We start from the raw sequence: 24,669 nt of genomic DNA on the forward strand, positions 1-24,669 counted from the left end.
TGGGCATTGGGCATTGGGATTGGTAACTTAAAAAAGTTGAATTGTTTTTCTTCCTTCTTCCTTCTTCCCTCTGCATTCTTCCTTCTTCCTTCTTCCTTCTTCCTTCTTCCTTCGTTATCCCAAGCCCAACTCGCGCTTGAGCAAATTAATCGACTTAGAGCCGATGTAATTTTCGGAGCATATCAGTTGCGGAGGACGAATAATATCTTCTCTAGCCGCATTGATGGCAGCTTTAACTGTAGCAAAACTCGGTTGGTCGCAAAAAATTGTTCTGGCCGATCGCACGATCGAGTTAATCTTGTACTCGTCTGACACCAAGGCCGTCATCACCAGCAAATCCTCTCCCCGGATGCTGTGGATGATGACTTCGGTCGATCGTAGCATTCCCGGACTCAGGCTAACGAGACCCAAATAACTGTCTTTCGGCAAACCCCCCACTAACTGGATTTCCTGGCTGTAGTCGTAGATGTCTACAGGAATAACTCGCACCGAACGCGGTGCCGAAATCGATTCTGCTTCTCCGATAAAATATCGACTCGTGATCACAGTTCCCGAAGAGATTTGATCCAAAAAAGTACCTAGCTGTTCCATCGGCACTAACTGTATGGGAATGCGAAGAGCTTGTTCGAGTTCTTTCGCCATCAGTTCACCCACGCCGATGTCTTCTGTGGGGGCTGTGACGACCACTCGGGCGCTGCACCTGAGCCGCCAGTCAATTTCGGCCAAAAATAATTCCCTCGCTTGGTTGAGCGTACAGCCCTGTTCCAGCAGTTTATCGATACTTCCTTGCACTATTTTGTTGGCAAGGGGATATTCTTCGAGGATCGGAGATTTGTGTTTGTTGCCTACAACTTCGTTGCCTTGAGCGCGGACGTAAATGCCCGATCCTGCTTGGGCTTCTACGAGTCCGGTATTTTCGAGCTGGCGGTATACTTTGCTGATGGTGTTGCGGTGCAAACCCGTCTGCATGGCTAGCTGTCTGGTGCTGGGCAAGCGGTGTCCGGGCGGAAATTGTCGCGAGGCGATCGCAAACCTGATTTGATTGAATAGTTGGGTGGATGCTGGAATATCGCTATCTGTTTGAATATGAAATTGAACCATTATTAAAGGCTCCGACGACTTCAACTTAGTATTTTTATAACGTCGAGTACCGCGCCTAGGATTGCTCCGATATCTCTGTCTATAGCATAATCTTATTTGGTTGATCTGCAGCAGCCGTTCTGCCACAGGACGATCGCGCCTTATTGGCGATTAATCGCAGCCTCCGGAGTTTCCCTCAACAATCAGGTACTTTCAAGTCTTAGTTTTATTTACTCTGAGATTTTGAGCTCGCTTGCTATTTTTCTGCCCGTCAGCAAATAACTTTGCATTTCCCCTTGACCTTTAATCTCGATCTCGCCGCGATCTTCAAATTCATATTTATCCTGCAGCAACTTATAAGTATAGTGGCTGACTTGAATGCGACCTGTTATGCCGTGAGATTCCATGCGGCTGGCTGTATTCACTGCATTTCCCCACAAGTCGTAAATAAATTTTTTAGTGCCGATTACCCCCGCTACCACCGGCCCGCTATTAATCCCGATGCGGAGGTCAAATTTCGTATCTAGCTTCACATTTAATTCCTTAATTGCTGCTAGCATATCCAGCGCCATTTCGGCGATCGCCTGTGCGTGGTCTGGACGTTCAATGGGAATACCGGCTGCTACCATGTAAGCATCCCCGATCGTCTTGATTTTTTCTAAGCCGTGCTTCTCACTCAGTTGGTCAAAAATTGAGAAAATTTCATTCAGTAAGTATACTAATTTAGTTGCGGACATGGTAGTAGAAATTTGGGTAAAATTCACCAAGTCAGCAAAAAGAATTGTTGCTTTTTCAAACTTGTCAGCAATCACCCCCGGTTTATGCTTCAACCTGTGGACGATCGGTTCTGGCAAAATATTTAGCAGTAAACTTTCAGTTTTTTTCTGTTCTTTCCTGAGTGCAGATTCCATCTGCCTGCGCTTAGTTATATCATGAAAAAACACAGAAATGCCGTCGTGAGAAGGAAAAACCCGGACTTCCAACCACACTTTTAAGGGGCGATAATATTTTTCAAAAGCCACTCCAATTTGTTTAGCTACAGCTTCATGATACTCTTTATAAAAATCAGAATTTGCGAATTCGGGAAACTCTTCCCAAAAATTTTTACCATAAAGTTCTTCCTGCGAGCGCTTCAAAAATTGTGATCCTTTGTAATTGACGTAAGTAAATCGCCACTGGGTGTCGAAAGCAAAAAAAGCATCGCTCATTCCTTCTAAAAAATTGACAATTTGCTCGTCGGTAGAACGGAGTTTTTCTTCTACTTGTTTGTTCCTGAGCTGTGCCCGCTTTAATTTAGTCAGATTGATTCGCAACTCCATGTGGTTGATAATTTGCCGTCCTAAAGTCCGCAGCGCTTCTAGCTGTTCTGGGGCGAGATTACGAGGGATTGTATCTATCGCGCACAAAGTGCCAATCGGATAACCGTCAGGAGTTACTAGCGGTGCGCCAGCATAAAACCGAATATTTGGATTGGAAGTTACTAGCGGATTGGCGGCAAAGCGATCGTCATCTAGAGCATTGGGTACAACTAGCAATTCGTTGGGATTTAAAATAGCGTGGGCGCAAAAAGCTGACTCTCTCGGAGTTTCGGGCACTTCCAGACCGGTTTTTGATTTAAACCACTGTCTGTTAGAATCTATCAAACTTACTAAAGCAATAGGAGTGCCGCAAATATACGAGGCTAAAGCTGTTAGATCGTCAAAAGCTGCTTCTGCCTCTGTATCTAGAATGTCGTAGCGATGAAGTGCTTCTAGCCTCTCTTCTTCGTTGCTGGGCAAAGGTGCAGCTTGCATCGGCGGCGGCGAGGATACAGGTTTACGAACAATGCGTGGAAGTATTAGTGCTGCGAGTTTTCTGACTTGCGAGAGCACTTTTTTAACTGATATCAAAAGACTTTTTTGCCAACCTTTATTCATCTTTATTTATTTTTTTTCACCCCGGATGGAACTGCGTATGTGCGATCGAACTCGGCTCTACTTACGTATTTACCGCAACTAGCTCCTCAATCTGCAGAGCTTTTGTGGGTAATTTCTCAGTCAATACTTCTCTACCCTCATCGATGACAAGTATATCATCTTCTATGCGTATCCCCCGCACATCGGCAAATTTTTCCAACTCCTCCCACTTAACAAAATCTTCATATTTGGCGCGGTTTTCTGGGTTATTTAAGATAGCCGGCACTTGATAAAATCCCGGTTCTATCGATACCAGCATTCCGGGACGCAAAACTCGATTCAAGCGCAAAAATCCCAACCCAAACCGACTGCTTCTCGTTCTTCCTTCTTCATAGCCAGCTAAATCTCCTAAATCTTCCATATCGTGAACATCCAAACCGATTAAATGTCCGATTCCGTGTACAAAAAATAGCGCGTGAGCATCCATTTCTACCAAATCTTCAACATTGCCCCGCAAGATGCCCAAATCAACCAATCCTTCCGCCATAATCCGAGCAGCTAACAGATGAATGTCTTGATATTCCACCCCCGGACTAATGTAATCAATACAAGCATCGTGCGCTGCCAAAACTACATCATAAATCGCTCTTTGAGTCGGAGAAAACTTGCCAGAAACAGGCCAAGTGCGAGTCACATCAGCCGCCCATCCCGTTGATGTTTCCGCACCGACATCTGCTAACAACAAATCTCCGGTTTGTAGGGAATTGTGATAATGTTCGCTGTGCAGCACTTCTCCATGCACAGTAACGATACTAGGATACGCATAGGTCATATTATTGGAGATGATGACACTTTCCATTGCAGCGCGCACCCCTGCTTCAATTTGAGCATTTCGAGTTGCGGCCATTCCTGCTTTGTGAGCTTCTACAGTGACAGCCGCAGCTTGACGCAATTCGGCCAAACTGCCTGCATCGTGGCTCAGGCGCAGAGATACGATCGCCTGAGTTAATTCTAGGTCGATTCCGGTTGGCGAGTTGGGCGGTGCCAGAGGGCGATCGAGAATTTGAGACTGTTGCAACTGAGTCCAAGAATCCTGAACGGCGATCGTTGCTGCATTTGTTGTTAGCGGAGCCCTCGAAGAGGATCGTGCTTTCAATTCGGCCATTGGGAAAGCACCATCAGCCCCAATTAGTTCGGCAATTGCTGCTCTTTTCGGCATTTCTCCGTGCCAAAGAGTGCTGCTAGCAGGTGTGTCATCTAAGAACAGTTCTAATTTGCCCGATTCTAAGCGAATGGCAGCATTTTCTAAGGGCAAACCAGCAAAATATAGAAAGTGACTGCTGGCACGAAAGGGATAAGTAAGTGCCGGATAATTGCGAGGAATGCTGCGCCCCGACCATAAAATTACCGGAAAATTAATTAAACTGGCCAGTTTTTGCCGTCGTTGGTGTAGAGTATTAGTTAACAAATCATAACCTTGTGTAATTGTCATGGGTAAAAACCTATAATTTTGAGTTGGGTTTGCAGTCAGCCACAAGTTTTTGCATTCTCAGCATTAAAGCACTAAAATCATGACTGCAAACTTGGCAGTCATTTTTGAGATAATTCTCATCGGGAATTTCTTTTTTGCTAGCATTTATAGGCTGTCTTTTTTATAGTCTTTGCCGTCATCGCGGGGATGATTGGGTTAAGCAGTAAGCCTGATCCACAGGCAGGAAAAACAGGCTGAAAGTGCTATTTTCCAGGCAATTAGCAGAAATGTCACAACACCCGCAATTAGTCAAATTCCTTGGTCTGGTTTTTGTTGATTGGGTGACGTGAGCGATCGCCTATATTGACGGTTTGATCTTTTAGACTTTAAAGTATAAGTAAAATTAACTGCAAAAACATGAAAATTTCTCACAAAGCTCCTCAAACTTCAGCGCAAGTACGCGATTGGCCGATCGCACACTTACCGGGATTGAGCAAGGAAAACCAATCTCAACTGGAAGAGTGCAGCATCACCACAACCGGACAACTAATTCGCATGACGAAAACGCAGGCGGGGAAAGTGTTGCTAGCCAATCAATTACAGATTAACATTCAATATGTTAATAAATGGGTAGCGATGGCAAATTTGGCTCGAATTCCAAGTGTAGGGTGTCAGTATTGCGGGCTGTTACTGCACGCGGGCGTTGCTTCTCCGGCTCAATTAGCTCAAATGCCCGTGGAGAGATTGCACCAACAAGTTTTAAGGCTGCACGTAGCGACAATGCAGCGCAATGACTTGACTCCTTCAGTCGATCGCGTGCAAAAATGGGTTCAACAAGCTAGATTAGTCAGTAGTCATTAGTTAGTTGTCAGTTGTTAGTTGTTATTAGCCAAGAGTCAGCAGTCAACAGTCAACAGTCAACACGCATTATTATGTCAATTCAAGTTTACGGAATCCCGAACTGCGGCACCTGCAAAAAAGCTTTCCAGTGGCTCAAAGATAGCCAGGTTAATTACGAGTTCATTAACACCAAAGAACAGCCACCGACCCGCGAAACAATTCAAAGCTGGGTAGCTGCTTTAGGTTTTCAACCCATGCGAAATACTTCCGGTCAATCTTACCGCGCTTTGGGCGACGACAAGAATAATTGGACGAGCGAACAGTGGGTGGAGGCTTTTGCTAAGGATGCGATGCTGCTGAAACGTCCTCTTTTCGTGAAAGATGGAACGGCTGTTTTAGTAGGTTTCAAAGAAGACGCAATTAGAGAAAAATTGGGGCTTTTAAAGGGCTGAGTTTAGCCTGTTGTGCGCCGCAAAAACTTTAGTTCGCCCACATCATCCGAGAAACCCCAACGCTCGTAAAACGGCATCATGTTCGGCAAACAATTAAGATAAAAATGCTCGACAGCTTGCAGTTTGGGATGAGTTAAAACTGCATCCATCAACTTCGCACCCAGTCCCATCTTTCTGTGTGTCGGCTTGATAATCACATCAAAAATCATGGCTCTATATACGAAATCGGTAATGATGCGGGTAATGCCAATTAGTCGATCGCTCTCATCGACAAAACCAATGATAACATCAGTCGCCGCCAGCATTTTCACCACATCTTCCCGCGTCCGCTTGTCGCTCCAAAACTCGTTTTTGTACAAATCCATCAAGTCGGAAACCTGGCTTTCGGTCAAAGTTTCGACAATTCGGTAGTTATCCATTTTATCGGTCATACTCTACTTTACCGTAATCTAGTTTAATTGCGCGATCGGCTAAATCAAAATAGCGGTCATCGTGACTAATCACAAACACCGTTTTCCCCCGTTGCTTCAACTCCGGTAGCAACTGCTTGTAAAAAATATCCCGGAAAAACGGGTCTTGATCCGAAGCCCATTCATCAAACAAATAAATCGGTCTATCTTCCAAATACGCCGTCAGCAAAGCCAGGCGCTTTCGCTGTCCCTGAGACAAAGCGGTAGTTGACAAAACTCCATCTTTCACCTGAACTTTATTGTCTAAATGAAACTCTCGCAAATATTCAGAAGCCTGCTTGTCCAAATCGTGATTAGTCATCCCCAAAAGCTTTTCAAACAGATAGAAATCCGAATAAATCGCAGAAAAATGCTGCCTGTACCACTCTCGATTTTCATCAGTAATTGGCTGGCCATCTAAGAGAATTTTTCCCGATTCAGGAATGTACAAACCAGTGATTAGCTTAGCGAGAGTTGACTTACCGCTGCCGTTACCGCCAATTATAAACACCAATTGACCCGGATGAAACTTCAAATTAAGCTCGCCCAAAATAAAATTGCTGTCTTCTTTTTCTCCCGGATAGCTGTGAATTACTCCATTTAAATCCAGCGTCTCCCACTCAGCAGTTTGAAACGGTTTAACCGTTGAACTTATCTCAGCTTGACTCGCCAAAGCCAATCCCATTCTCTCTATCTTTTCCACAGAAGTATTAGCACGAAAAATCGCAGGCAACCTTTGCAAAATATTCTGAAACGGAGACATTAAATAGGTACTTGTCAGTATGTAAGCTGACAAAACCGGTGTAGAAACTGGCACAAATTTCGGCAAAGCAAACAGCAGCAAACCCATCAGCATAAAAAACAGCAACTGACCGACTCCAATCGCAACTGCGCCAGTATTCAAAGCAGTCACGTTATAATCGCGGGAAGCATCAGCACTCACCTGCAATTGTTCCGTAAAAAACTCTTGGCGGCGCAACGAATGCAGTTTAAGTTCCTTAATCCCATCCGTAATACTGCGAAAATGCTTAAATAATGTATCTTGTTCTTCTCTGGCTAAATCGAAGAATTTCCGCATTTTGCTGAGCAACAACTGCACCGTGCCAATCATCAGCACCAAAAAAACAAATACAACAACAAAAACCGTACCCGAAATCGTGCTTAAATAAGTTAAGCAGCCCACGACAACGGCGATATCAACACAAAGAAAAGGAATCAAAAATATAGTATTAGAAAGCGTTCCCACATCATCAGTCAGAGTTGCCAGCAAGCGGTTAGCGCCCAACTCTTCCAAGTTCCGCAAAGGAGTAGACAAAATGCCACGGCTCAAACTCAGACGCAAATTATAAACCGCTTCTTGAGAAAGGTAGATTAACAAAAATTGGGATACAAAGCCGCTCAAAAGAGCCAAGATTGCTAATCCCGCAAAATACCAGACTAAATTACCATTTGAATTGTCGCTAATTGCCCGATTAATTAGGGAAATTAACATAGCGCTGCAACCGCCGCTGATTAAGCCTGTGAGTATGGCGATGGAAACATTTAACCAAGAAGCCTTTAACAGTAACCAAATTACATTCATCTAATTTTAATTTTAATTTAACTTTTGAAACTCAGGTGCAAACAACCAAATCCCCGACTTCTTGGTAACAATCTCGATTACTACGGAATAAATTTGATTCACAAGTTGGACATCTTGATATTCGCCTCCCCGAATAGCATTAATTTTCTTCTTGTACTTCCGTTTTCTGGGTTTCAAATACAACCAGCTCATAAATATCGAGCATCGACATTTGCACTTCCACTGAAGCGAAGGAAACTATTGCTGATTCTCCCTCATATTCCCGAAACAACCATTCATTAGATTCGGTTTTAATATATTGTGCGACTAAAAACTCAGATTGATTGACTAACACATATTCACGGAATTCAGGGATAGATCGATAAAACCGAAACTTATCCTCTCGATCAAAATCCTTGGTAGACTTAGAAAGCACTTCCACAATCAGCACAGGATTGAGTATTTCATCTTTCCGTCCCTCTGTGCAAACTAATTCTCCTTCAACTACCATTATATCTGGATAAGTCCCGCGTCGATACCGAGGAATCCACAACCGCAAATCGCTCATAAATGGTCTGGCATTCTTTCCCCGCAAAGCAGATTTTAAGAACGCATAAATATTACCGATTATCTGGCTGTGATTAATACTGCCACCCGTAATTTTTACAATTTCTCCATCGCGGTATTCATTTCTAAACTCAGCATTTTCCTCTAACTCCCGGTACTCATCTGGAGTAGAAAACTTTGCCTTACTTTGTACTAACATTGTGGCCTCTGTACTAACTTTTATCTGCGTTAATCTGCGTTAATCTGCCTACATCTGCGGTTAAAAATCATAATTAACAGTATATCACAACAAAAAAGAAACGCCCAACTTCAAAGAGTCAGGCGTTTTCCACTATTTCAAAACCCGAAAAACTTAATCCCGGCGAGACACCAAATTCGATTCAACTTTGGCAGCAGCCACAGGTTGCACCTGACTCAATGCCGACTGCAACATGGGAGTTTTGGTAATAGCATCATTAGCCAAATTAAACAAAGGGTTCGACAAAATTCCCGCCAATGTTGTCGCAACCAATGTGAGTACAACGCTGACTTGCAAAGGCCGCATTCCCTGAAGGTTCCAACGAACTTCGGGATAATTTTTTACCGCGTCTGACATTTCTTGAGGTTCTTTTACTACCATCATCTTGACAACGCGGATGTAGTAGTAAATCGAAACTACGCTGGTAATTAATCCCAGAATAACTAAGCCGTAAAGTCCTGCTTGCCAGCCAGCCCAGAACAGATAGATTTTGCCGAAAAATCCAGCCAGGGGGGGAATTCCACCGAGAGAAAGCAGGCAAATACTTAAGGCTAAAGTTAACAGCGGGTCTTTTTGGTACAAACCAGAGTATTCGCTAATTTGGTCGGTTCCAGTCCGCAGCGAGAACAGGATGATGCAGGCAAAAGCACCCAAGTTCATAAACAGGTAAACCAACAGATAAAATATCATGCTGGAGTAACCGGCTTCTGTTCCTGCAATCAAACCCAGCATCACAAAACCGGCTTGGGCGATCGACGAATAAGCCAAAAGCCGCTTCATGCTAGTCTGGGCGAGGGCAACCACATTTCCCAACACCATGCTGAGAATGGCTAAGGCGGTGAATACGAAGTGCCACTGTTCGGTAAGTGCGGGGAAAGCACTTGTTAACAAGCGGATTGCTAGGGCAAAACCTGCTGCTTTGGAACCGACAGAAAGGAAGGCAACAACGGGTGTAGGAGAACCTTCGTAAACGTCAGGAGTCCATTGGTGGAATGGAACCGCAGAGATTTTGAAGGCGATTCCGGCGATCGCAAAAACCAAAGCAATCACCAAACCGAGAGATTGACCTTCATTCACAGTAGAAAGGTTAGCCGCGATCGTACTCAGCTTAGTTTCGCCGCCAGACAACCCGTACAGCAGGGAAAGCCCGTAGAGAAACACCGCCGAAGAAGACGACCCAATTAACAAATATTTCAAAGCAGCTTCATTGGAACGCGGGTCGCGTTTTGTGTAACCCGTCAGCAAATAAGACGAGATACTCAGAGTTTCCAACGAAATAAAAATCATCACCAATTCATCAGCGCCGCTGAGGAACATTCCCCCCAAAGTAGCGGTCAGCAAAATGCCGATAAATTCCGCTAAAGCAGTACCTGTTTGCAGTACATAGCGGACGGATATCAAAATAGTGACAGCCGCACTCAAAGCGATAATGCCACGAAACACTAAACTCAAGGCATCGCTGTTAAAACCGCCTAGAAACGAGATGGTATCAACGTTGTCCCACTGCAAACACAAGGCAGCGACGGCGGCCAGCAAACCCGCAACGGCAGCGTAGGGAGTCCAACCCGAGGAACTGCGGCCTACGATTAAATCGCCGACGAGAACCACCAAGAGGGTGATGATGACAATTCCCTCTGGCAAGATAGTTCCAGCATTTAGCTGGGCAGCAAGAGTAGCAAAATCCATATTTTCAGGCAGGTTGGGTAGTACAAGCCGCAAAGGCTGTAATGGGCTGTGAACTTGTAAAAATTCTTTACCAAACACAGATTGTAGCGGATTACAGCTTCGCGATCCCAGTTGGGCGGGTGTTTGTTGCCGGAGAGTTGATACTCAGTAGCGGTTTTGCATACATCTGCGGGCATTGTAGAGATTGCCGGCTGATGTCACCTGCGACGAGAGTCGCGATCGACCATAACTGTCACAATGTAGAAAGTTAAACCAGTAATTCGGCATGACTGACTCGCTAATTGCCTACAAACGGCAGATTCTCAATGACTTCAACAACGGCCCCGACTACGAGAATGAATTTCACAAACAAGCTGCAACTCGGTTAGTAGAAGTGGCAAAAGTGCGATCGGGCAAGCTTGTTCTAGATATCGCCACCGGAACAGGTTTAGCGGCGATTGCGGACGATGCACTTAGGTCGATCGGACTCAAGAAAATATAAATCGCCTTTTCTACACCAGGAATGCTTTAGAGAGTATGTCTAAACTACTCAATTTCATCTGTATCTTTATTATTATCGGCTGGTTGCTGTTTGCTTGTCATTCCCCGGAACCTCTAAAAGTAAAACCCCCTCCCCTAAAAGTATCTTGTGTTCCTTTTGTTGGCTATACACCTCTGATCATTGCTCAAGAGAAAGGATTCTTCAAAATGCAAGGGGTAGACGTGGAACTCAGCTATGTAAACTACTCACAATTCCAAGACGCGGATTTCAGTGCAGGGAAGTATGATGGCATCGGATTGACCTTGGGCGATTTGGTGATATTGAGTGCCACAAATCCTGATATGCAAGCTGTGATGGTGTTGGATGAATCGACAGGTGCAGACGTGGTAGTCGCCCAATCCGACATTAAAACAATCCCTAATTTGAAAGGAAAAAAGCTTGGTGCAAATCTAGGCAGCTTTAGCGAGGTTTTCGTTACTGAGATGTTGAAAGCCTCTAAACTGACGAGCGATGATGTTAGCCTGGTTAAAGTCGAGCCTTTAGAAGTTCCCAATCGCTTACAAAACAATGCTATCCAAGCCGGGCACACTTGGGAACCGCATCTTTCTGAAGCATTAAAATTAGGGGCGCATATACTGTTTACAAGCAAACAAACCCCAGGCTTAATTTTGGATTTGGTCGCGTTTCGGGGTGAGGCGATACGCGATCGTCCCGAAGATATTCGCGCCTTTGTGCGAGGCTGGCTTCAAGGCTTGTCATATTGGGAAGCAAATATTCCCGAAGGAAACGAGATCCTGAGCAAAGCGTTGAATATGCCCATCAAGACAAGCTCTTTCGAGGGAATAGACCTCACTGACCTTGCAGAAAATCAAAAGTTCTTTCAATCAGACAGTCCTAATTATATCTACAAAACCGCCAAGAAATATGCGGACTTTTTTATTCGCGCTGGCAATGTGACGCGCCTTCCCAATCTAGAAACCTTGTTCAATTCTTCTTTCTTAACCCCCCCTCCTCGTCTGAAACCATGAAGCGCTCGTTTTTCAACAGCCTGTTTATTATTACCTGCTGCCTGCTGTTTGCTTGTCATTCTCCGGAATCTCTAAAAGTAAAACGTCCTCCCCTGAAAGTAAGTTGTGTCCCTTTTATTGGCTATATACCTGTCATCATTGCTCAAGAGAAAGGATTCTTCAAAGCGCAAGGGATAGACGTGGAACTGAGCAATGTAGACTACTCAATGCAACAAGCGGATTTCAGTGCAGGGAAGTATGATGGCATCGGATTGCCCTTGGGCAATTTGATTATCTTGAGTGCCACAAATCCTGATATACAAGCTGTGATGGTTGTGGATGAATCGACAGGTGCAGATGTGGTAGTCGCGGAATCGGATATTAAAACAATTCTTAACTTGAAAGGAAAAAAGCTTGGTGCAAATCTAGGCGGCTTTAGCGAAGTCTTCGTTACTGAGATGTTGAAAACCTCTAAGCTGACGAGCGATGATGTTAGGCTGGTTAAAGTCGATGCTTTAGAAGTTCCAGATCGCCTACAAAACAAGGCTATCCAAGCAGGGCACACTTGGGAACCCTATCTTTCTGAATCATTAAAATTAGGCGCACATATCCTGTTTACCAGCAAACAAACCCCAGGCTTAATTTTGGATTTGGTCGCGTTTCGGGGTGAGGTGATACGCGATCGCCCCGAAGATATTCGCGCCTTTGTGCGAGGCTGGCTTCAAGCCTTGTCTTATTGGGAAACAAATATTCCGGAAGGAAACGAGATCGCGAGCAAAGCGTTGAATATTCCCAGCAATACAATCTCTTTCGAGGGAATAGACCTCACTGACTTTCCAGAAAATCAAAACTTCTTTCAATCAGACAGTCCTAATTATATCTACAAAAACGCCAAGAAATATGCGGACTTTTTTATTCGCGCTGGCAATGTGACGCGCCTTCCCAATCTAGAAACCTTGTTCAATTCTTCTTTCTTAACCCCCCCTCCTAGCCTGAAACCATGAAGCGCTCATTTTTCAACAGCATCTTTATTATTATTACCTGCTGGCTGCTGTTTGCTTGTCATTCTCCGGAACCTCTAAAAGTAAAACGTCCTTCCCTGAACGTAACTTGTGTGCCTTTTATTGGCCATGCACCTGTCATCATTGCTCAAGAGAAAGGATTCTTCAAAGCGCAAGGGATAGACGTGGAACTGAACTATGTAGACTACTTACAATTGCAACAAGCAGATTTCAGTGCTGGGAAGTATGATGGGATCGGATTAACCTTGGGAGATTTTATCATTTTGAGTGCCACAAATCCCGATATGCAAGCTGTGATGGTTGTGGATGAATCGACAGGTGCTGATGTGGTAGTCGCGCAATCAAACATTAAAACAATTCTTAACTTGAAAGGAAAAAAGCTTGGTGCAAATCTAGGCGGCTTTAGCGAAGTCTTCGTTAGTGAGATGTTGAAAATCTCTAAGCTGACGAGCGATGATGTTAGCCTGGTTAAAACCGAGGCTTTAGAAGTTCCCCAGCGCATACAAAACAATGCTATCCAAGCAGGACACATTTGGGAACCGTATCTTTCTGAAGCATTAAAATTAGGCGCACATATCCTGTTTACAAGCAAGCAAACCCCAGGCTTAATTTTGGATGTGGTCGCGTTTCGGGGTGAGGTGATACGCGATCGCCCCGAAGATATTCGCGCCTTTGTGCGAGGCTGGCTTCAAGCCTTGTCTTATTGGGAAGCCAATATTTCCGAAGGAAACGCGATCGTGAGCAAAGCGTTGAATATTCCCAGCAATACAATCTCTTTCGAGGGAATAGACCTCACTGACCTTGCAGAAAATCAAAAGTTCTTTCAATCAGACAGTCCTACTTATATCTACAAAAATGCAAAGAAATATGCGGACTTTTTTATTCGCGCTGGCAATGTGACGCGCATTCCCAATCTAGAAACCTTGTTCAATTCTTCTTTCTTAACCCCCCCTCCTAGCCTGAAACCATGAAGCGATCGTTTTTCAACAGCATTCGTACAAAGTTAATCGTGTCATTTCTCCTCGTTGCTCTAATTCCGTTGCTGTTGTTAGCATTTATCAACAAGCAGACAACTCAAAAGGCATTGACCGACAACGCACGACAATCCCTATCTGCGGCGGCTAACGAAACCGCTAACAGAATAGACGGGTTTATCGATGCAAATCTCAATGCCGTGCGCGTAGAAGCGATTTTACCAGGTTTGTCTGCCTATCTGAGCCTACCTCCAGAACGGCGAAATGGTAGTCCGCAAGAGATGTTAGCGACTGAAACCTTAACCCGGCTCAGTCGCAAAGATATGCTTAATATTATCTCCTATGCCTTGCTCAACTTAGAGGGACGGAATGTACTCGATACGAATACACCGGATGTTGGACGAGATGAATCCGGTCAAGATTACTTCCAAGAACCGCTCAAAACTCAACTATCTTTTGTTTCTAGTATTAGGCAATCGCCGACAATTCCCAAGCTCGTGACGCTCTTCTTTAGCAGTCCTGTTCGCGATGCTAAGGGAAATATATTGGGTGTATTGCGGGTGACATACAATGCCACATCTGTCCAGCAGTTGGTGACTCGGGAAACTGAACACGCAGGTGCGAAATCGTTAGGAGTTCTTTTAGATGAATACTATATCCATCTGGCACATAGCACTACACCTGAACTCCTTTTCAAATCGATTGTGCCTTTGTCACCCAATGTTGTAGCACAACTGCAACGCGAAGGGCGTTTGCCTAAGACTCTAACGAAAGAACTTGCAATCAATTTGCCCGACCTCAAGCAAGCATTAGACACTAAACAGCCTTATCTAACCACACGATTGGCAGCTACGGGTAATAATGAGTTGAGCCTCTTAGCGATCGCCCGCCTGAAATATAAACCTTGGTCAGTTCTTTTCGCACAGCCGATTGCCGTTGCCCTAGCACCTGTAGAAAAACAAATACGTGATGCACTTCTTTTATTAGCAATCATCGCCACAATTGTAACTATCCTCGCTTTGGCGATCGCACAACTATTAACAAAGCCTGTGATTTACCTCACCCAAGCGGTTGCCCAGTTTACTGCGGGTCACTTAGATATGCGTGTGAAGATGCGATCGCGAGACGAAATCGGTCTGCTGGCACGATCCTTCAATAGCATGGCGAGGCAAATCCAAGAATCCTTTGAAACCCTCGAAGACAAAGTTAAAGAACGAACAGCAGAACTCGCTAATGCTAATCAGGAAATCATTACCCTCAACGAAAAACTCAAAGTAGACAACCTCCGCTTAGGTGCAGAATTAAATGTGGCGCGTCAGATCCAGCAAATGATTTTGCCCAACCCTGAGGAACTGGAAATTGACGGACTAGATATCGCCGGATACATGGAACCCGCTGATGAAGTAGGAGGTGACTACTACGACGTGCTACAGATCGATGGTGTTGTCACACTGGCGATCGGTGATGTCACCGGACATGGCCTGGAAAGCGGCATTCTGATGCTGATGGCGCAAACCTCAGTTCGCACCCTGCAAGAGATTCGTGAACTAGACCCCGTTCGATTCTTGGATGTACTCAACCGTACCCTCTACAAAAACGTACAGCGCATGAATTCTGAGAAAAGTCTGACGCTGGCGATTTTGAGCTACTCCGAAGGACTCATTAGCATCAGCGGTCAGCATGAAGAAACGCTAGTTGTGCGAAAAAATGGAGATGTTGAGCGCATCGATACGATGGAGTTAGGCTTCCCGATCGCTTTAGATGATGATATAGCAGACTTCATCAGTCACATCCTGATTGAGCTAGAACCTGGAGATGGCGTGGTGCTTTATACTGATGGCATTCCAGAAGCCTATAACATCGGCAAAAAGCAGTATGGACTGAAGCAATTGTGTCAAGTAATTAGTCAAAATTGGCACAAGTCAGCAGCAGGAGTTAAGGATGCGGTGATTGCAGATGTGCGGCAACATATCGGTAAGCAGAAAGTGTTTGATGATATTACGTTGCTAGTCTTTAAGCGGCAGGCTGACGTTACTGAAAAGGGAAATTTAGTTAATGAAATCATTCCCTCATAAGAAATACTACAATGAAGAACAAAGTTTGAGTAATACTTTATGAAAGTTAACTACCAAGAAAGAATTGATTTAACAGCCGACGAGTTAAAAATAATTCTGTCAGAGCAGCGAACTCTACCTAATAAACAAAAAATTCAGGCACTTTATTGGTTAAAAACTGGAGCTAGTCAAAGCCTTACAGATGTAGCTGAACGTTTAGGTGTACATAGAATTACTGTACATAGATGGTTAAAACAATATATTGCTGGCGGTCTATCAGAAATGTTAGAAATACGGCAAGCAACTGGTAGACCCCGAGTAATTCCTTCAGCGGTAATAGCCGGAATCTCAGAAAAATTAAGTGAAGAGTCTTGTGATTTTAAGACTTATAAAGAAATTGGTCAATGGGTAGAAGAAAACTATCAAGTCTCAGTCAAATATCAAACATTACACAAGCAAGTACACTATCGCATGAAAGCCAACTTAAAGGAACCAAAGCCTGTGAGTAACGAAAAAGCTCAGGACGTAGGCATCGAGTTAAAAAAAAAATTCAAAAAAATTCAAAAAAATTGCTCAAAAATGATTAAAAGGAAGAAAATTACCGCTTTTAAACTAAAAATTATAGGTAAAGTAAAACGGGATTTCAAAGCTTATTATTTAGAGAGCTATAGCAATCCTAAGTGAAATTCTTAATCCCTCCCCTTGATAAGGGGAAAGTTGGGGTGGCCTAAAAAGTTTACAACTGATTTAGGATTGCTATATTAGCTTTAATCTATCTTACGTTTTTTGAGGTGGAGCTACTTAGAAGATGGTTGTGGAACTGCCACGGTGGTAACACCGACATTCGGATCGAGGGCGTCACCTTGAGAGTAAATATAATCAAATGCAGCTCGATCTTTAAGCATATTGGCCCGCAAAAATAGCGCGCTCCAACGGGCGATCGTTTCAATACCCACGGCTCGCTCTAAGGTAGCAGAAGTGCGATCGGGGTTCGCACCAGCGGGGTTATTAACATCGGTAATGCCGAAGTGATTTGCACCCATAACAGTAATCAAAGCTTTGGGTGGTGTTTGAATTTGGTCAAAGGTGCTTTGAGATCGATCGGGCAGGCCGACACCATCGATATCGCCTTGAATCAACGCCACTGCAATGCCATCATTAGCGATGGGTACAAATTCATTAGCAATGGGATTCCGCAAGTTAGCGCCAAAAAATGCACCCGCTAATAGTTCTTTCGGGCGTGTAAATGGCTCTTGACACAAATACAATTCTGGGAGGCATTTATTAGCAATCACCGATAACCCCACTGCACCACCAAAAGAATGACCCAATAAACCAAGGTGCTGCGTATCGATAACAGACGCAATAGGAGATGTGGGGTTAGTGTTTTCGAGCGCCATTTGCGACAAAACCGCCGCAATTTGCGAAGTTTCCGACGCCAAATTAGGGGGTGAACTGGGATTGAATGGCGAAGGGCGCAAATGGTTCGGAACGACTACCACAAAGCCGTACCGCGCTACCTGGCTAGCGTAATCTGAATAAAATGATTTATCTACAAGCGCACCTTGCAATAAAAGTACAATCGGGAAAGAGTAATTACCCGAATTAAGATCAGATGGTTTAGGATAATAAATGTCAGCTAAATCCTTATTAGCAGATATCGTCGTACTGTAAAAGCTGATTTCTTTAAATGGCGGTGCATAATCGATTGTTGTGGCAAAGACTTTGCTAGCAAGGACAACAAACGCAGCAATTGCACAAACAATTGCTAGGGTTTTTGCCGAAAAAAAATGAGGGTGGAAATTCATCATTATTATTTTGGGATTGAGAGTGCGTGTATAAGCTACGGAAAAAAACAAGTCGGTGACCTTTGGCAATTTAAGGAGCGTTGCCGGAAAATATTTCGGACTCTGTGGCTAAGAGTATCAACTTGTGATTAATAGAAACTTGTGTAAAACTTGCAAATAAAGTAACTCATAAATTAACACGCTTTACCATTTATTTGACCCCATTTTTGAATATTTAGAGTTTAGTGTGGCTTATAACCCGACCCAATCTTCTTTATAAAAACCTTTTTGAGATTGGTGAATCGGAATTTCGATGGCTAATGTCGCCCCGTGATCCGGTATCGAAAAACAACGGAGCTGCCCGCCGTGGTCGTCCACTACAATAGTATAGCTAATCGATAATCCCAAACCCTTTCCTGTACCCACTTTCTTCGTTGTAAAAAATGGCTCAAATATGCGTTGTTGAATATCTTCGGTTATGCCCGGCCCATTATCAGTAATATAAATACCCACTTGAAAGTCTGAGAGTAACTTCGTGCAAATAGTAATAGTAGGAATTGGGCTGCTATCATCTACATCATTTGCCCAACGTTTTGGGGATTGCAACGCTTCAATCGCATTAGTCAGAACATTCATAAAAACCTGATTCATTTGCCCCGCGTAGCATTCTATCTGTGGCAAAGCCTCATACTCTTTTACCACTTTAATTATCGTTTGATCTGCTTCATCTTTCAGCCTATGCTGCAAAATCATCAGCGTACTCTCAAGTCCTTCATGGATATCCACCGCTTTTAACTCAGCTTCATCGAGTCGGGAAAAATTCCGCAGCGATTGCACTATTTCTTCGATTCGGTCAGCTCCTATGCTCATAGAAGCAATTAACTTCGGCAAGTCATTCCTGAGAAAAGTGAAATCGATTGCCTCCAGTTGTTCCTGGATAGCGGCTGTGGGATTAGGAAAATCTTGTTCGTAGAGTTGCACCAGCCTCAGCAAATCTTCAGTGTACTCCCTTACGGGCGAGAGGTTCCCTTTAATGAAGCTAATCGGGTTGTTAATTTCGTGAGCTACCCCTGCTACGACATTCCCTAAACTTGACATTTTCTCGCTTTGGATTAGTTGAGCTTGTGCATTTTGTAACTGTTGTAGAGCCAGCTCTAGTTGTTGGGATTTCTGCCGCTCTTTAGCCTCGGAATCCTGCAATCGCGCATTTTGCTCGTGCATTTTTTTTTGCAACCGCTGAATAGTTAGTTGATTTTCGACACGAGCTAAAACTTCTTCTAAATCAAATGGCTTGGTGATGTAGTCTACTCCTCCAACAGCAAATGCTGTGACTTTATCCAATACTTGATCTAAGGCGCTCAAGAAAATAACTGGAATACCCGAAGTTCTGCCATCCGCTTTTAAATGTTGGCAAACTTCGTAGCCGTTCATCTGGGGCATCGTGATGTCCAGCAAAATCAAATCGGGCGGGGTTGAACGCGCTGCTTTTAATGCCATTTCCCCGTTTATTACCCCCCGAACTTTATATCCTTTGTCGCTTAGCATAGTGGATAAAAGACGCAGGTTGTCTGGGGTATCGTCAACCACTAAAATATTGGCAACATAAGATTCTAATTTCTGGGTGTTCATGGGATAAATTTTTCTGTTAAGTCAGTAATTTTATCATATCTAAAATTATGAATCCAATCGGTGATAATCTCCGCAGAAGAAGTATTGGATTCAGGGATTGTGGCGACTAAACTTAAAATCAGGTCAGCATCTGCATCGATAGATCCATGATGTAACTGTATCACCCACTCCGTAGGCATTGTCGCCAAAGTTGTCCTTAAAATTTCAGTTTTTTCCCCTTCTTTTACACTCAAGTCTTGACCCTCAAGCTGAGATAATGTAAAGTTCGGTAAATCTTCATAAATATACTGTACTCTTAAATGTTCAGCCATTTTGGCAAAAATAACTTCTTCTTGGAAAGGCTTGCTCACAAAATCGTCACAGCCTGATGATAAAACAATGGCTCGCTCTTCCTCAAAAGCGCTAGCACTCAACGCAACAATCGCGGTAGCCTCATCTTGAATCTTGGCTTTAATTTGTCTGGTGGCCTCATACCCGTCTATCACAGGCATTTGCATATCCATCCAAATTAGGTGAGGTTTCCAAGTTTCCCAGATTCTAATAGCTTCTTGACCATTTACTGCTTCGCGCACCTCCAAGCCAAGCGGTTCGAGAAGATGAACCAATAGCAAACGGCTCTCCCATTTATCATCAACCACCAAGATGCGATATGAGGGTTGGTTGGGTTGTAAACCAATTACCCGCCTTCTTGATTGTCGAGGTTGAACTTCAGCCATCTCAGGGGAGCTAATTTGGATATCAAAACTAAAAATTGTTCCTCGATTCAAGGTACTGTTGACGGTAATGTCTCCTCCCATCAGTTGTACGAATTGTCGGCTGATGGGTAAACCCAAGCCTGTTCCTTCTTGAGATTTCCGACCTGCGTCAGTCTGCACAAAAGCCTTAAATAGAGAATCTAGCTCAGTAGGAGCAATGCCGTAACCAGTGTCTTCCACTTCAAACGTAATAGTCCGTGGTTCGTTGTCTATGGGGGACTTTTGTTTCGCACTAATTGCTGCAACCCGAAGCGTTACACTTCCATTCGTAGTAAACTTAATCGCATTTCCTAACAGATTAATCAAGACTTGACGCAATTTATTTTCGTCAGTTTTTACATACTGAGGAATGTTAGAGTTGATGTGCCAACTGAGCTGTAAACCTTTAGAATCAGCTTTGAGTTTGAGCATTTCTTCGAGAGAATGGAGCAAATGATACAGGTCAAAGCTAGTAGGATTTAAGGTAATCCGACCTGCCTCGATTTTAGACATTTCCAGCACGTCATTAATCAGCGTCAGCAAATGCTCGCCAGAACGGCTAATGATGCCGATCTGTCCCTGCTGTATGTGAGAAAGGGATGAGTCGCGCGCCAGCACTTGGGTAAAGCCGAGAATTGCATTGAGGGGAGTTCGTAATTCGTGACTCATTTTTGATAAAAATTCGCTTTTAGCCTTGTTAGCCGCATCTGCAACTTCTTTGGCTTTTTGTAAGGCCGCCTCTGCTTTTTTACTTTCCGTAATATCGCTTGCTGTGCCAGTTATTCCTAGAATATTTCCCTCGGAATCCCGCACTACAAGTGAATTAAACCGGAGATTGATAGGTCTACTATCTTTAGCTAATTGTATGGTTTCATACTGAAATACGGACTCTCCATTCAGCATACGTTGGAATATCTCGTTATCTTTGGGAAGTTGTTCAGGTATCTGAAACTCACTGAATTTTCGCCCTATCATTTCTTCAGGGCTGTAGCCAAAAATCTGTTGGACGGCAGCGTTGACGAAGGTATAACGCCCTTCAACATCAACTGACCAAATCATATCCTGCGATGTTTCAACTAAGTCACGGTATTTAGCCTCGCTTTCTTTTAGCGCTTCTTCTACCCTTTGACGATCGGTAATGTCGTTAATGACTAAGAGAATACACGCTTCTCCACCCAGCTCAATAATATCTGCTGATACCAGCATCTTCCTCACCTCGCCTGATGAAGTACAAAAATCAAATTCCTGATTCCGAAGCACTCCTGATTCTTGCAAGAGCTGCTTGTATCTGTCACATTCTTCTAAATTAACCCAAAAATTCAACTCAATTGCTGTAAAACCAATTACCTGTTCGCGAGAGTAACTAAAAGTGCTGAGGAAACTGTCGTTCACTTCGATGTAGCGTCCATCTGCAAATCTGGCGATCGCGATCGGGTTAGGACTGGAACGAAAGGCTTTAGAAAACTTTTCTTCAGACTTGCCCAAGGCTCTTTCTGTCTGCATTCTGACAGCCATTTCCTGTTGCAATTCTTGCGTTCTTTCTATAACCTTACATTCCAGCGTTCGCGAGTATTCGCCTAATTGCTCGTAAAGTTGAGCATTCTCAATAGAAATAGCAATTTGGGAAGATAAAAGTTTTAACAATTCTAGGCGATCGGTAGTAAAAGCCCCTTCAGTCAGGTTATTTTCCAAATAAAGAAGGCCAGTCAGCTTACCTTGGTGCAGCAGAGGAGTGCAAAGAATAGACTTCGGTTGAGTAGCTGCAATATAAGGATCTCGAGTAAATTGTCCCTCTTGGGCCGCATTATTTAACACCACATTTTCCTGAGTGCGAATCACATAATTGGCGATCGCACAAGCCAGCAAAGGAGTTCCCCCAGAAGCTGTTGTTGGATTCAGAGGAAGCGATTGCAGCACACTAACTTCATCCTCCTGCACCGAACCTTCCGCCTCAAGGGCCCAGTGTCCCGCTTTTTCTAAAATCAAAAAACCTTTTTGCGCCCCCGCATTCTCGATCGCAATTTTCATCAATCTTTCCAGCAACCTACTCAAAACTATTTCACCCGAAATCGCTTGAGAAGCTTTCATCACCGTAGCTAAATCTAGCGTCTCACCCAAATTGTTGCTAGTAGTCGCAGTCGTTGTGCGGTTAACTTTTGTTTGAGTAGTTGTCTTCCCTGAAGTTCTCGCTATTAATTGGGGATACTTTTCCTCTAACTTCTCAACTTTACGTTTAGCACCCCAATATTGGTAGCCATAGTGGGCTTTAGTCAAGTAGATTTGTGCAAATTCTTCTTTATCTTTCCCCAACCAGAACTTAGCAGCCAGTTCCGCCGCCAGCGCTTCATTCTGAATAAAATCACCCTCTCTAGCCTGAGAATAAGCGCGATCGTACAAATCCATCGCCTCTAAATCTCGACCTGAAATTCTCGCCATTTCTGCTGCCACCAGCCAGAATTTATGTGCAAAACTTTCCGAGCAGTTATCCGCCCAAATTTTGATTTGTTTCTGATTAGCTTCTAATTGCTGCCAGTAATCTTTTCGCTCCGATTCAGAAACCTCTGAATACAGAGCCGTTAAAATCAGACAACGGTAAAAATGATGGTGAGCACTAGAAATATGACCCATCAAATAATCTAGCAGCTCTGCCGCGCGTTCCGATGCTTCTAGCGCCTCACTATACTGTTCGTAAAGATAGAAAGTCTGCGCTTTTAAAACATAAAACTCGCACAGCGCTGCCATACTTTTACGGTCGTGAAAATTTTCTAAATGCTGTTTATCGCTAATTTCATCATCTTCCCCCATCAAATTTAAAATTGCTGTCTTATTAGCAATAATAATATCAATTGCCCATAAATTTTTAGTTTGATAGCAGAAATGAAGCGACTTGTCAATATCTTCCAGGAGGTTATTCAAATTCATGCCCTGGAAGAAATAGGTAATGGTTTGAAACATCCGGTTATAACCCGTCCATTGCAAATTGCCCGATTGCAAGCCAACTTTATAACATTCGTTATTAATTTCAGCCGTAGTTTTTAGCGGTCTCACCCAGCAGTTTAAGTAATTGGCAAATATCACACTATCTTGGCAGTTTTGAGACAAGTTATTTGAATTTTCGCTCAGAGTAAGAGCGAGTCTGCCAAACTCATAAGCCGATTGGTAATCCCCTACAATTGAATTCAGGATAATTCCATAACATGAATAGCAATAAGACCCTCCCGCAACAAAACCGTACTTGAGAGAAAGGTTAATCGCTTTGATCACAGTCAACTTCCACAGTTCTTGAGATGAAAAGAACGTTAGCGGCCCCATGTTGCCCAATAATTGCATGGCCATTAGTTGAGCCGGGTCTTTCATCTTGTCTGCATTAATTAATGAAGCAATTTCTTGGTTTGCCAAGTTAGCTTGAGCTGTCGCCATTTCCGCATTAACCGCCTCGCTTAAATTATCTTCAGCCAAGTCTATGCCCAGCAAGTGAAGGGCTTTGAGTCCAGATTGAACTGCTGCTTCATATTTACTCAGCAGAGTGTACTGGACGATCAAAATATTGTAAATTTCTGCCTTTTCTAGATCAGATTTTGCCCGGGCAAATGCCAGTTCTATTAAAGCTTCTGATTCTTCAAAATTGCCGTTTAAATATTCGGCTTCTGCCAGCTCTTTATGAAACGTAAAAGCTAGTTCGTAGGAGTCTTGCCAAATATCGCCCGGTAAAATTTCTCGACCGAATTTTAAGTAATCTCTGGCAGCAGCATAAGCCGTTGCATCTTTGGCTTTGCGAGCGGCTGTTAAATTTAAAATAGCTAGTTCAATTTTCTCGTGAGCATCAATGATTAAATGCCGACCCGAATTCAAATGATCGGCAATTTCAAAAATTCTTTCGGCTCGGCGCTCAGGAGAAATATTTGCCAGTAACAGACGACCAATTTGTAGGTGAATTGCTGTTTGCAGCTTGGAGTCTATCAAAGCGTAACCTGACTGCTGCACGCGGTCGTGCAAAAATTTATAAGTAGTAATTACCAAGTCTGAGTTAATTATTTCTGATTCGGTAGCACCTAACTCAGAAGTAGTTAAGATTAATCCCTCTTGGATGGCTGGCAAGAGTTCTTGAAAGGTGGCTAGCCACGATTTCTCATTAATAATTGCCAGAGTGTTTAAGTCAAAACTATTACCCACGCAAGCAGCTAAACGCAAAACTTTCTGAGTTGATTCTGGCAATTTTTTCAATTTACCAAGCATCAATTCAATGACGTTATCAGTAATACCTACTGATTCAATTTCGGAAATATCCCAATCCCAGTTTCTTTCGTGAAAATTGAATTTCAGCAGGTTTTCTTGATAGAGAGTTTTGAGAAACTGATTGACAAAAAAAGGATTACCTTGAGTTTTACTGAGCACTAAATCGGCTAGGGGGAGCGCTGATTTTTGGTCTTTACGCACGGTGTCAGTAATTAAGTTACTTATTTGGTGAAGGTGTAAGGGAGCTAAAGTAATTCGCTCGATTCTTGCACCTTGATTTTGCAGCTCATCCAAAGTCATTATTAAAGGATGAGATGGGTTAATTTCGTTGTCTCGATAAGCACCAATTAGAAACAGATAGTTCGTTTGTTCATCTGCTATCATTACTTGTAGCAATTTCAATGTAGCGGCATCAGCCCATTGTAAATCGTCGAGAAAGATGACTAAGGGATAGTCAACTGAACAAAACACGCGGATGAATTTTTGAAATACTAAATTAAAGCGGT

18 protein-coding genes are annotated in these 24,669 nt (G+C 43.5%); 8 read left to right on the forward strand and 10 right to left on the reverse strand.

Translation table 11 applies throughout. From position 1 onward, the window contains the following. Positions 1-114: 114 nt before the first annotated feature. From QUA42_RS02485 to QUA42_RS02495, 3 genes are all read right to left on the reverse strand, one after another. Positions 115-1,101 (reverse strand): GntR family transcriptional regulator, encoded by a 987-nt coding sequence (locus tag QUA42_RS02485; protein ID WP_333041052.1) that lies wholly within the window; start codon positions 1,099-1,101, stop codon positions 115-117. 209 nt (positions 1,102-1,310) lie between these two features. Then, complete coding sequence (locus QUA42_RS02490; RefSeq protein ID WP_333134791.1) at positions 1,311-2,996, reverse strand: adenylate/guanylate cyclase domain-containing protein; 1,686 nt, start codon at positions 2,994-2,996, stop codon at positions 1,311-1,313. 61 nt (positions 2,997-3,057) lie between these two features. After that, positions 3,058-4,467, reverse strand: coding sequence for an aminopeptidase P family protein (locus tag QUA42_RS02495; protein ID WP_333134793.1), 1,410 nt, complete (start codon positions 4,465-4,467; stop codon positions 3,058-3,060). 396 nt (positions 4,468-4,863) lie between these two features. Between QUA42_RS02495 and QUA42_RS02500 the strand changes: the two genes are divergently transcribed. Both QUA42_RS02500 and QUA42_RS02505 read left to right on the forward strand, forming a co-directional pair. Next, complete coding sequence (locus QUA42_RS02500) at positions 4,864-5,307, forward strand: DUF4332 domain-containing protein (protein ID WP_333134795.1); 444 nt, start codon at positions 4,864-4,866, stop codon at positions 5,305-5,307. Positions 5,308-5,378: 71 nt separating this feature from the next. Then, entirely contained in the window at positions 5,379-5,738 is a 360-nt protein-coding gene (locus tag QUA42_RS02505; protein ID WP_333134797.1) for a Spx/MgsR family RNA polymerase-binding regulatory protein, read from the forward strand. A gap of 2 nt (positions 5,739-5,740) precedes the next feature. On the opposite strand, the gene QUA42_RS02510 is transcribed toward QUA42_RS02505, so the two are convergent. The 4 genes from QUA42_RS02510 to QUA42_RS02525 all read right to left on the reverse strand — a co-directional run bounded on the left by QUA42_RS02510 (position 5,741) and on the right by QUA42_RS02525 (position 10,239). Then, a complete protein-coding gene (locus tag QUA42_RS02510; RefSeq protein WP_333134799.1) occupies positions 5,741-6,169 on the reverse strand; it encodes a GNAT family N-acetyltransferase in 429 nt (142 codons plus the stop codon). After that, complete coding sequence (locus tag QUA42_RS02515; protein ID WP_333134801.1) at positions 6,159-7,769, reverse strand: cyclic peptide export ABC transporter; 1,611 nt, start codon at positions 7,767-7,769, stop codon at positions 6,159-6,161. Before QUA42_RS02515 ends, QUA42_RS02510 begins: the two co-directional genes overlap by 11 nt. Before the next feature lie 139 nt (positions 7,770-7,908). Then, positions 7,909-8,514 carry a Uma2 family endonuclease gene (locus tag QUA42_RS02520; protein ID WP_333134803.1) on the reverse strand — a complete coding sequence of 202 codons (606 nt, stop codon included), beginning with the start codon at positions 8,512-8,514 and terminating at the stop codon, positions 7,909-7,911. A 153-nt stretch (positions 8,515-8,667) separates the two neighbouring features. Next, positions 8,668-10,239: an NAD(P)H-quinone oxidoreductase subunit N gene (locus tag QUA42_RS02525; protein WP_333134805.1), complete on the reverse strand. Its 1,572-nt coding sequence runs from the start codon at positions 10,237-10,239 to the stop codon at positions 8,668-8,670. A 265-nt stretch (positions 10,240-10,504) separates the two neighbouring features. Between QUA42_RS02525 and QUA42_RS02530 the strand changes: the two genes are divergently transcribed. Genes QUA42_RS02530 through QUA42_RS02555 form a run of 6 tightly spaced genes read left to right on the forward strand, consistent with a single transcriptional unit; the run spans position 10,505 to position 16,461 of the window. Continuing rightward, a complete protein-coding gene (locus QUA42_RS02530; RefSeq protein WP_333134807.1) occupies positions 10,505-10,720 on the forward strand; it encodes a hypothetical protein in 216 nt (71 codons plus the stop codon). Between the two features lie 35 nt (positions 10,721-10,755). Then, entirely contained in the window at positions 10,756-11,748 is a 993-nt protein-coding gene (locus tag QUA42_RS02535; protein ID WP_333134809.1) for an ABC transporter substrate-binding protein, read from the forward strand. Further along, positions 11,745-12,731, forward strand: a complete 987-nt coding sequence (locus QUA42_RS02540) for an ABC transporter substrate-binding protein (RefSeq protein ID WP_333134811.1) — start codon at positions 11,745-11,747, stop codon at positions 12,729-12,731. The genes QUA42_RS02535 and QUA42_RS02540 overlap by 4 nt, the downstream gene beginning before the upstream one ends. Next, on the forward strand, positions 12,728-13,720 hold the full coding sequence (locus QUA42_RS02545; RefSeq protein ID WP_333134813.1) for an ABC transporter substrate-binding protein: 993 nt from the start codon (positions 12,728-12,730) through the stop codon (positions 13,718-13,720). Before QUA42_RS02540 ends, QUA42_RS02545 begins: the two co-directional genes overlap by 4 nt. After that, positions 13,717-15,798: a SpoIIE family protein phosphatase gene (locus QUA42_RS02550; protein ID WP_333134816.1), complete on the forward strand. Its 2,082-nt coding sequence runs from the start codon at positions 13,717-13,719 to the stop codon at positions 15,796-15,798. The genes QUA42_RS02545 and QUA42_RS02550 overlap by 4 nt, the downstream gene beginning before the upstream one ends. A gap of 39 nt (positions 15,799-15,837) precedes the next feature. Next, complete coding sequence (locus QUA42_RS02555; RefSeq protein WP_333134818.1) at positions 15,838-16,461, forward strand: helix-turn-helix domain-containing protein; 624 nt, start codon at positions 15,838-15,840, stop codon at positions 16,459-16,461. 113 nt (positions 16,462-16,574) lie between these two features. Here the strand turns inward: QUA42_RS02555 and QUA42_RS02560 are convergent, their stop codons facing one another. The 3 genes from QUA42_RS02560 to QUA42_RS02570 all read right to left on the reverse strand — a co-directional run. Next, entirely contained in the window at positions 16,575-17,588 is a 1,014-nt protein-coding gene (locus QUA42_RS02560; protein WP_333134820.1) for a poly(ethylene terephthalate) hydrolase family protein, read from the reverse strand. Between the two features lie 228 nt (positions 17,589-17,816). Continuing rightward, on the reverse strand, positions 17,817-19,193 hold the full coding sequence (locus QUA42_RS02565) for a response regulator (RefSeq protein ID WP_333134822.1): 1,377 nt from the start codon (positions 19,191-19,193) through the stop codon (positions 17,817-17,819). Then, positions 19,190-24,669, reverse strand: a 5,480-nt coding sequence (locus QUA42_RS02570; RefSeq protein ID WP_333134824.1) for a PAS domain S-box protein, incomplete at its 5' end; no start/stop codon positions are given. The genes QUA42_RS02565 and QUA42_RS02570, both read right to left, overlap by 4 nt.

This window comes from Microcoleus sp. Pol11C2 (assembly GCF_036701505.1).
Lineage (GTDB): Bacteria > Cyanobacteriota > Cyanobacteriia > Cyanobacteriales > Microcoleaceae > Microcoleus.

Excerpts from the sequence above, each read along its gene's own strand:
- QUA42_RS02530 (WP_333134807.1), top strand. The coding sequence starts at position 10,505 with ATGACTGACTCGCTAATTGCCTACAAACGGCAGATTCTCAATGACTTC.
- QUA42_RS02515 (WP_333134801.1), bottom strand. The coding sequence starts at position 7,769 with ATGAATGTAATTTGGTTACTGTTAAAGGCTTCTTGGTTAAATGTTTCC.
- QUA42_RS02485 (WP_333041052.1), bottom strand. The coding sequence starts at position 1,101 with ATGGTTCAATTTCATATTCAAACAGATAGCGATATTCCAGCATCCACC.
- QUA42_RS02535 (WP_333134809.1), top strand. The coding sequence starts at position 10,756 with ATGTCTAAACTACTCAATTTCATCTGTATCTTTATTATTATCGGCTGG.
- QUA42_RS02520 (WP_333134803.1), bottom strand. The coding sequence starts at position 8,514 with ATGTTAGTACAAAGTAAGGCAAAGTTTTCTACTCCAGATGAGTACCGG.
- QUA42_RS02490 (WP_333134791.1), bottom strand. The coding sequence starts at position 2,996 with ATGAATAAAGGTTGGCAAAAAAGTCTTTTGATATCAGTTAAAAAAGTG.
- QUA42_RS02555 (WP_333134818.1), top strand. The coding sequence starts at position 15,838 with ATGAAAGTTAACTACCAAGAAAGAATTGATTTAACAGCCGACGAGTTA.
- QUA42_RS02565 (WP_333134822.1), bottom strand. The coding sequence starts at position 19,193 with ATGAACACCCAGAAATTAGAATCTTATGTTGCCAATATTTTAGTGGTT.
- QUA42_RS02510 (WP_333134799.1), bottom strand. The coding sequence starts at position 6,169 with ATGACCGATAAAATGGATAACTACCGAATTGTCGAAACTTTGACCGAA.
- QUA42_RS02550 (WP_333134816.1), top strand. The coding sequence starts at position 13,717 with ATGAAGCGATCGTTTTTCAACAGCATTCGTACAAAGTTAATCGTGTCA.
- QUA42_RS02560 (WP_333134820.1), bottom strand. The coding sequence starts at position 17,588 with ATGATGAATTTCCACCCTCATTTTTTTTCGGCAAAAACCCTAGCAATT.
- QUA42_RS02540 (WP_333134811.1), top strand. The coding sequence starts at position 11,745 with ATGAAGCGCTCGTTTTTCAACAGCCTGTTTATTATTACCTGCTGCCTG.
- QUA42_RS02500 (WP_333134795.1), top strand. The coding sequence starts at position 4,864 with ATGAAAATTTCTCACAAAGCTCCTCAAACTTCAGCGCAAGTACGCGAT.
- QUA42_RS02495 (WP_333134793.1), bottom strand. The coding sequence starts at position 4,467 with ATGACAATTACACAAGGTTATGATTTGTTAACTAATACTCTACACCAA.
- QUA42_RS02505 (WP_333134797.1), top strand. The coding sequence starts at position 5,379 with ATGTCAATTCAAGTTTACGGAATCCCGAACTGCGGCACCTGCAAAAAA.
- QUA42_RS02545 (WP_333134813.1), top strand. The coding sequence starts at position 12,728 with ATGAAGCGCTCATTTTTCAACAGCATCTTTATTATTATTACCTGCTGG.
- QUA42_RS02525 (WP_333134805.1), bottom strand. The coding sequence starts at position 10,239 with ATGGATTTTGCTACTCTTGCTGCCCAGCTAAATGCTGGAACTATCTTG.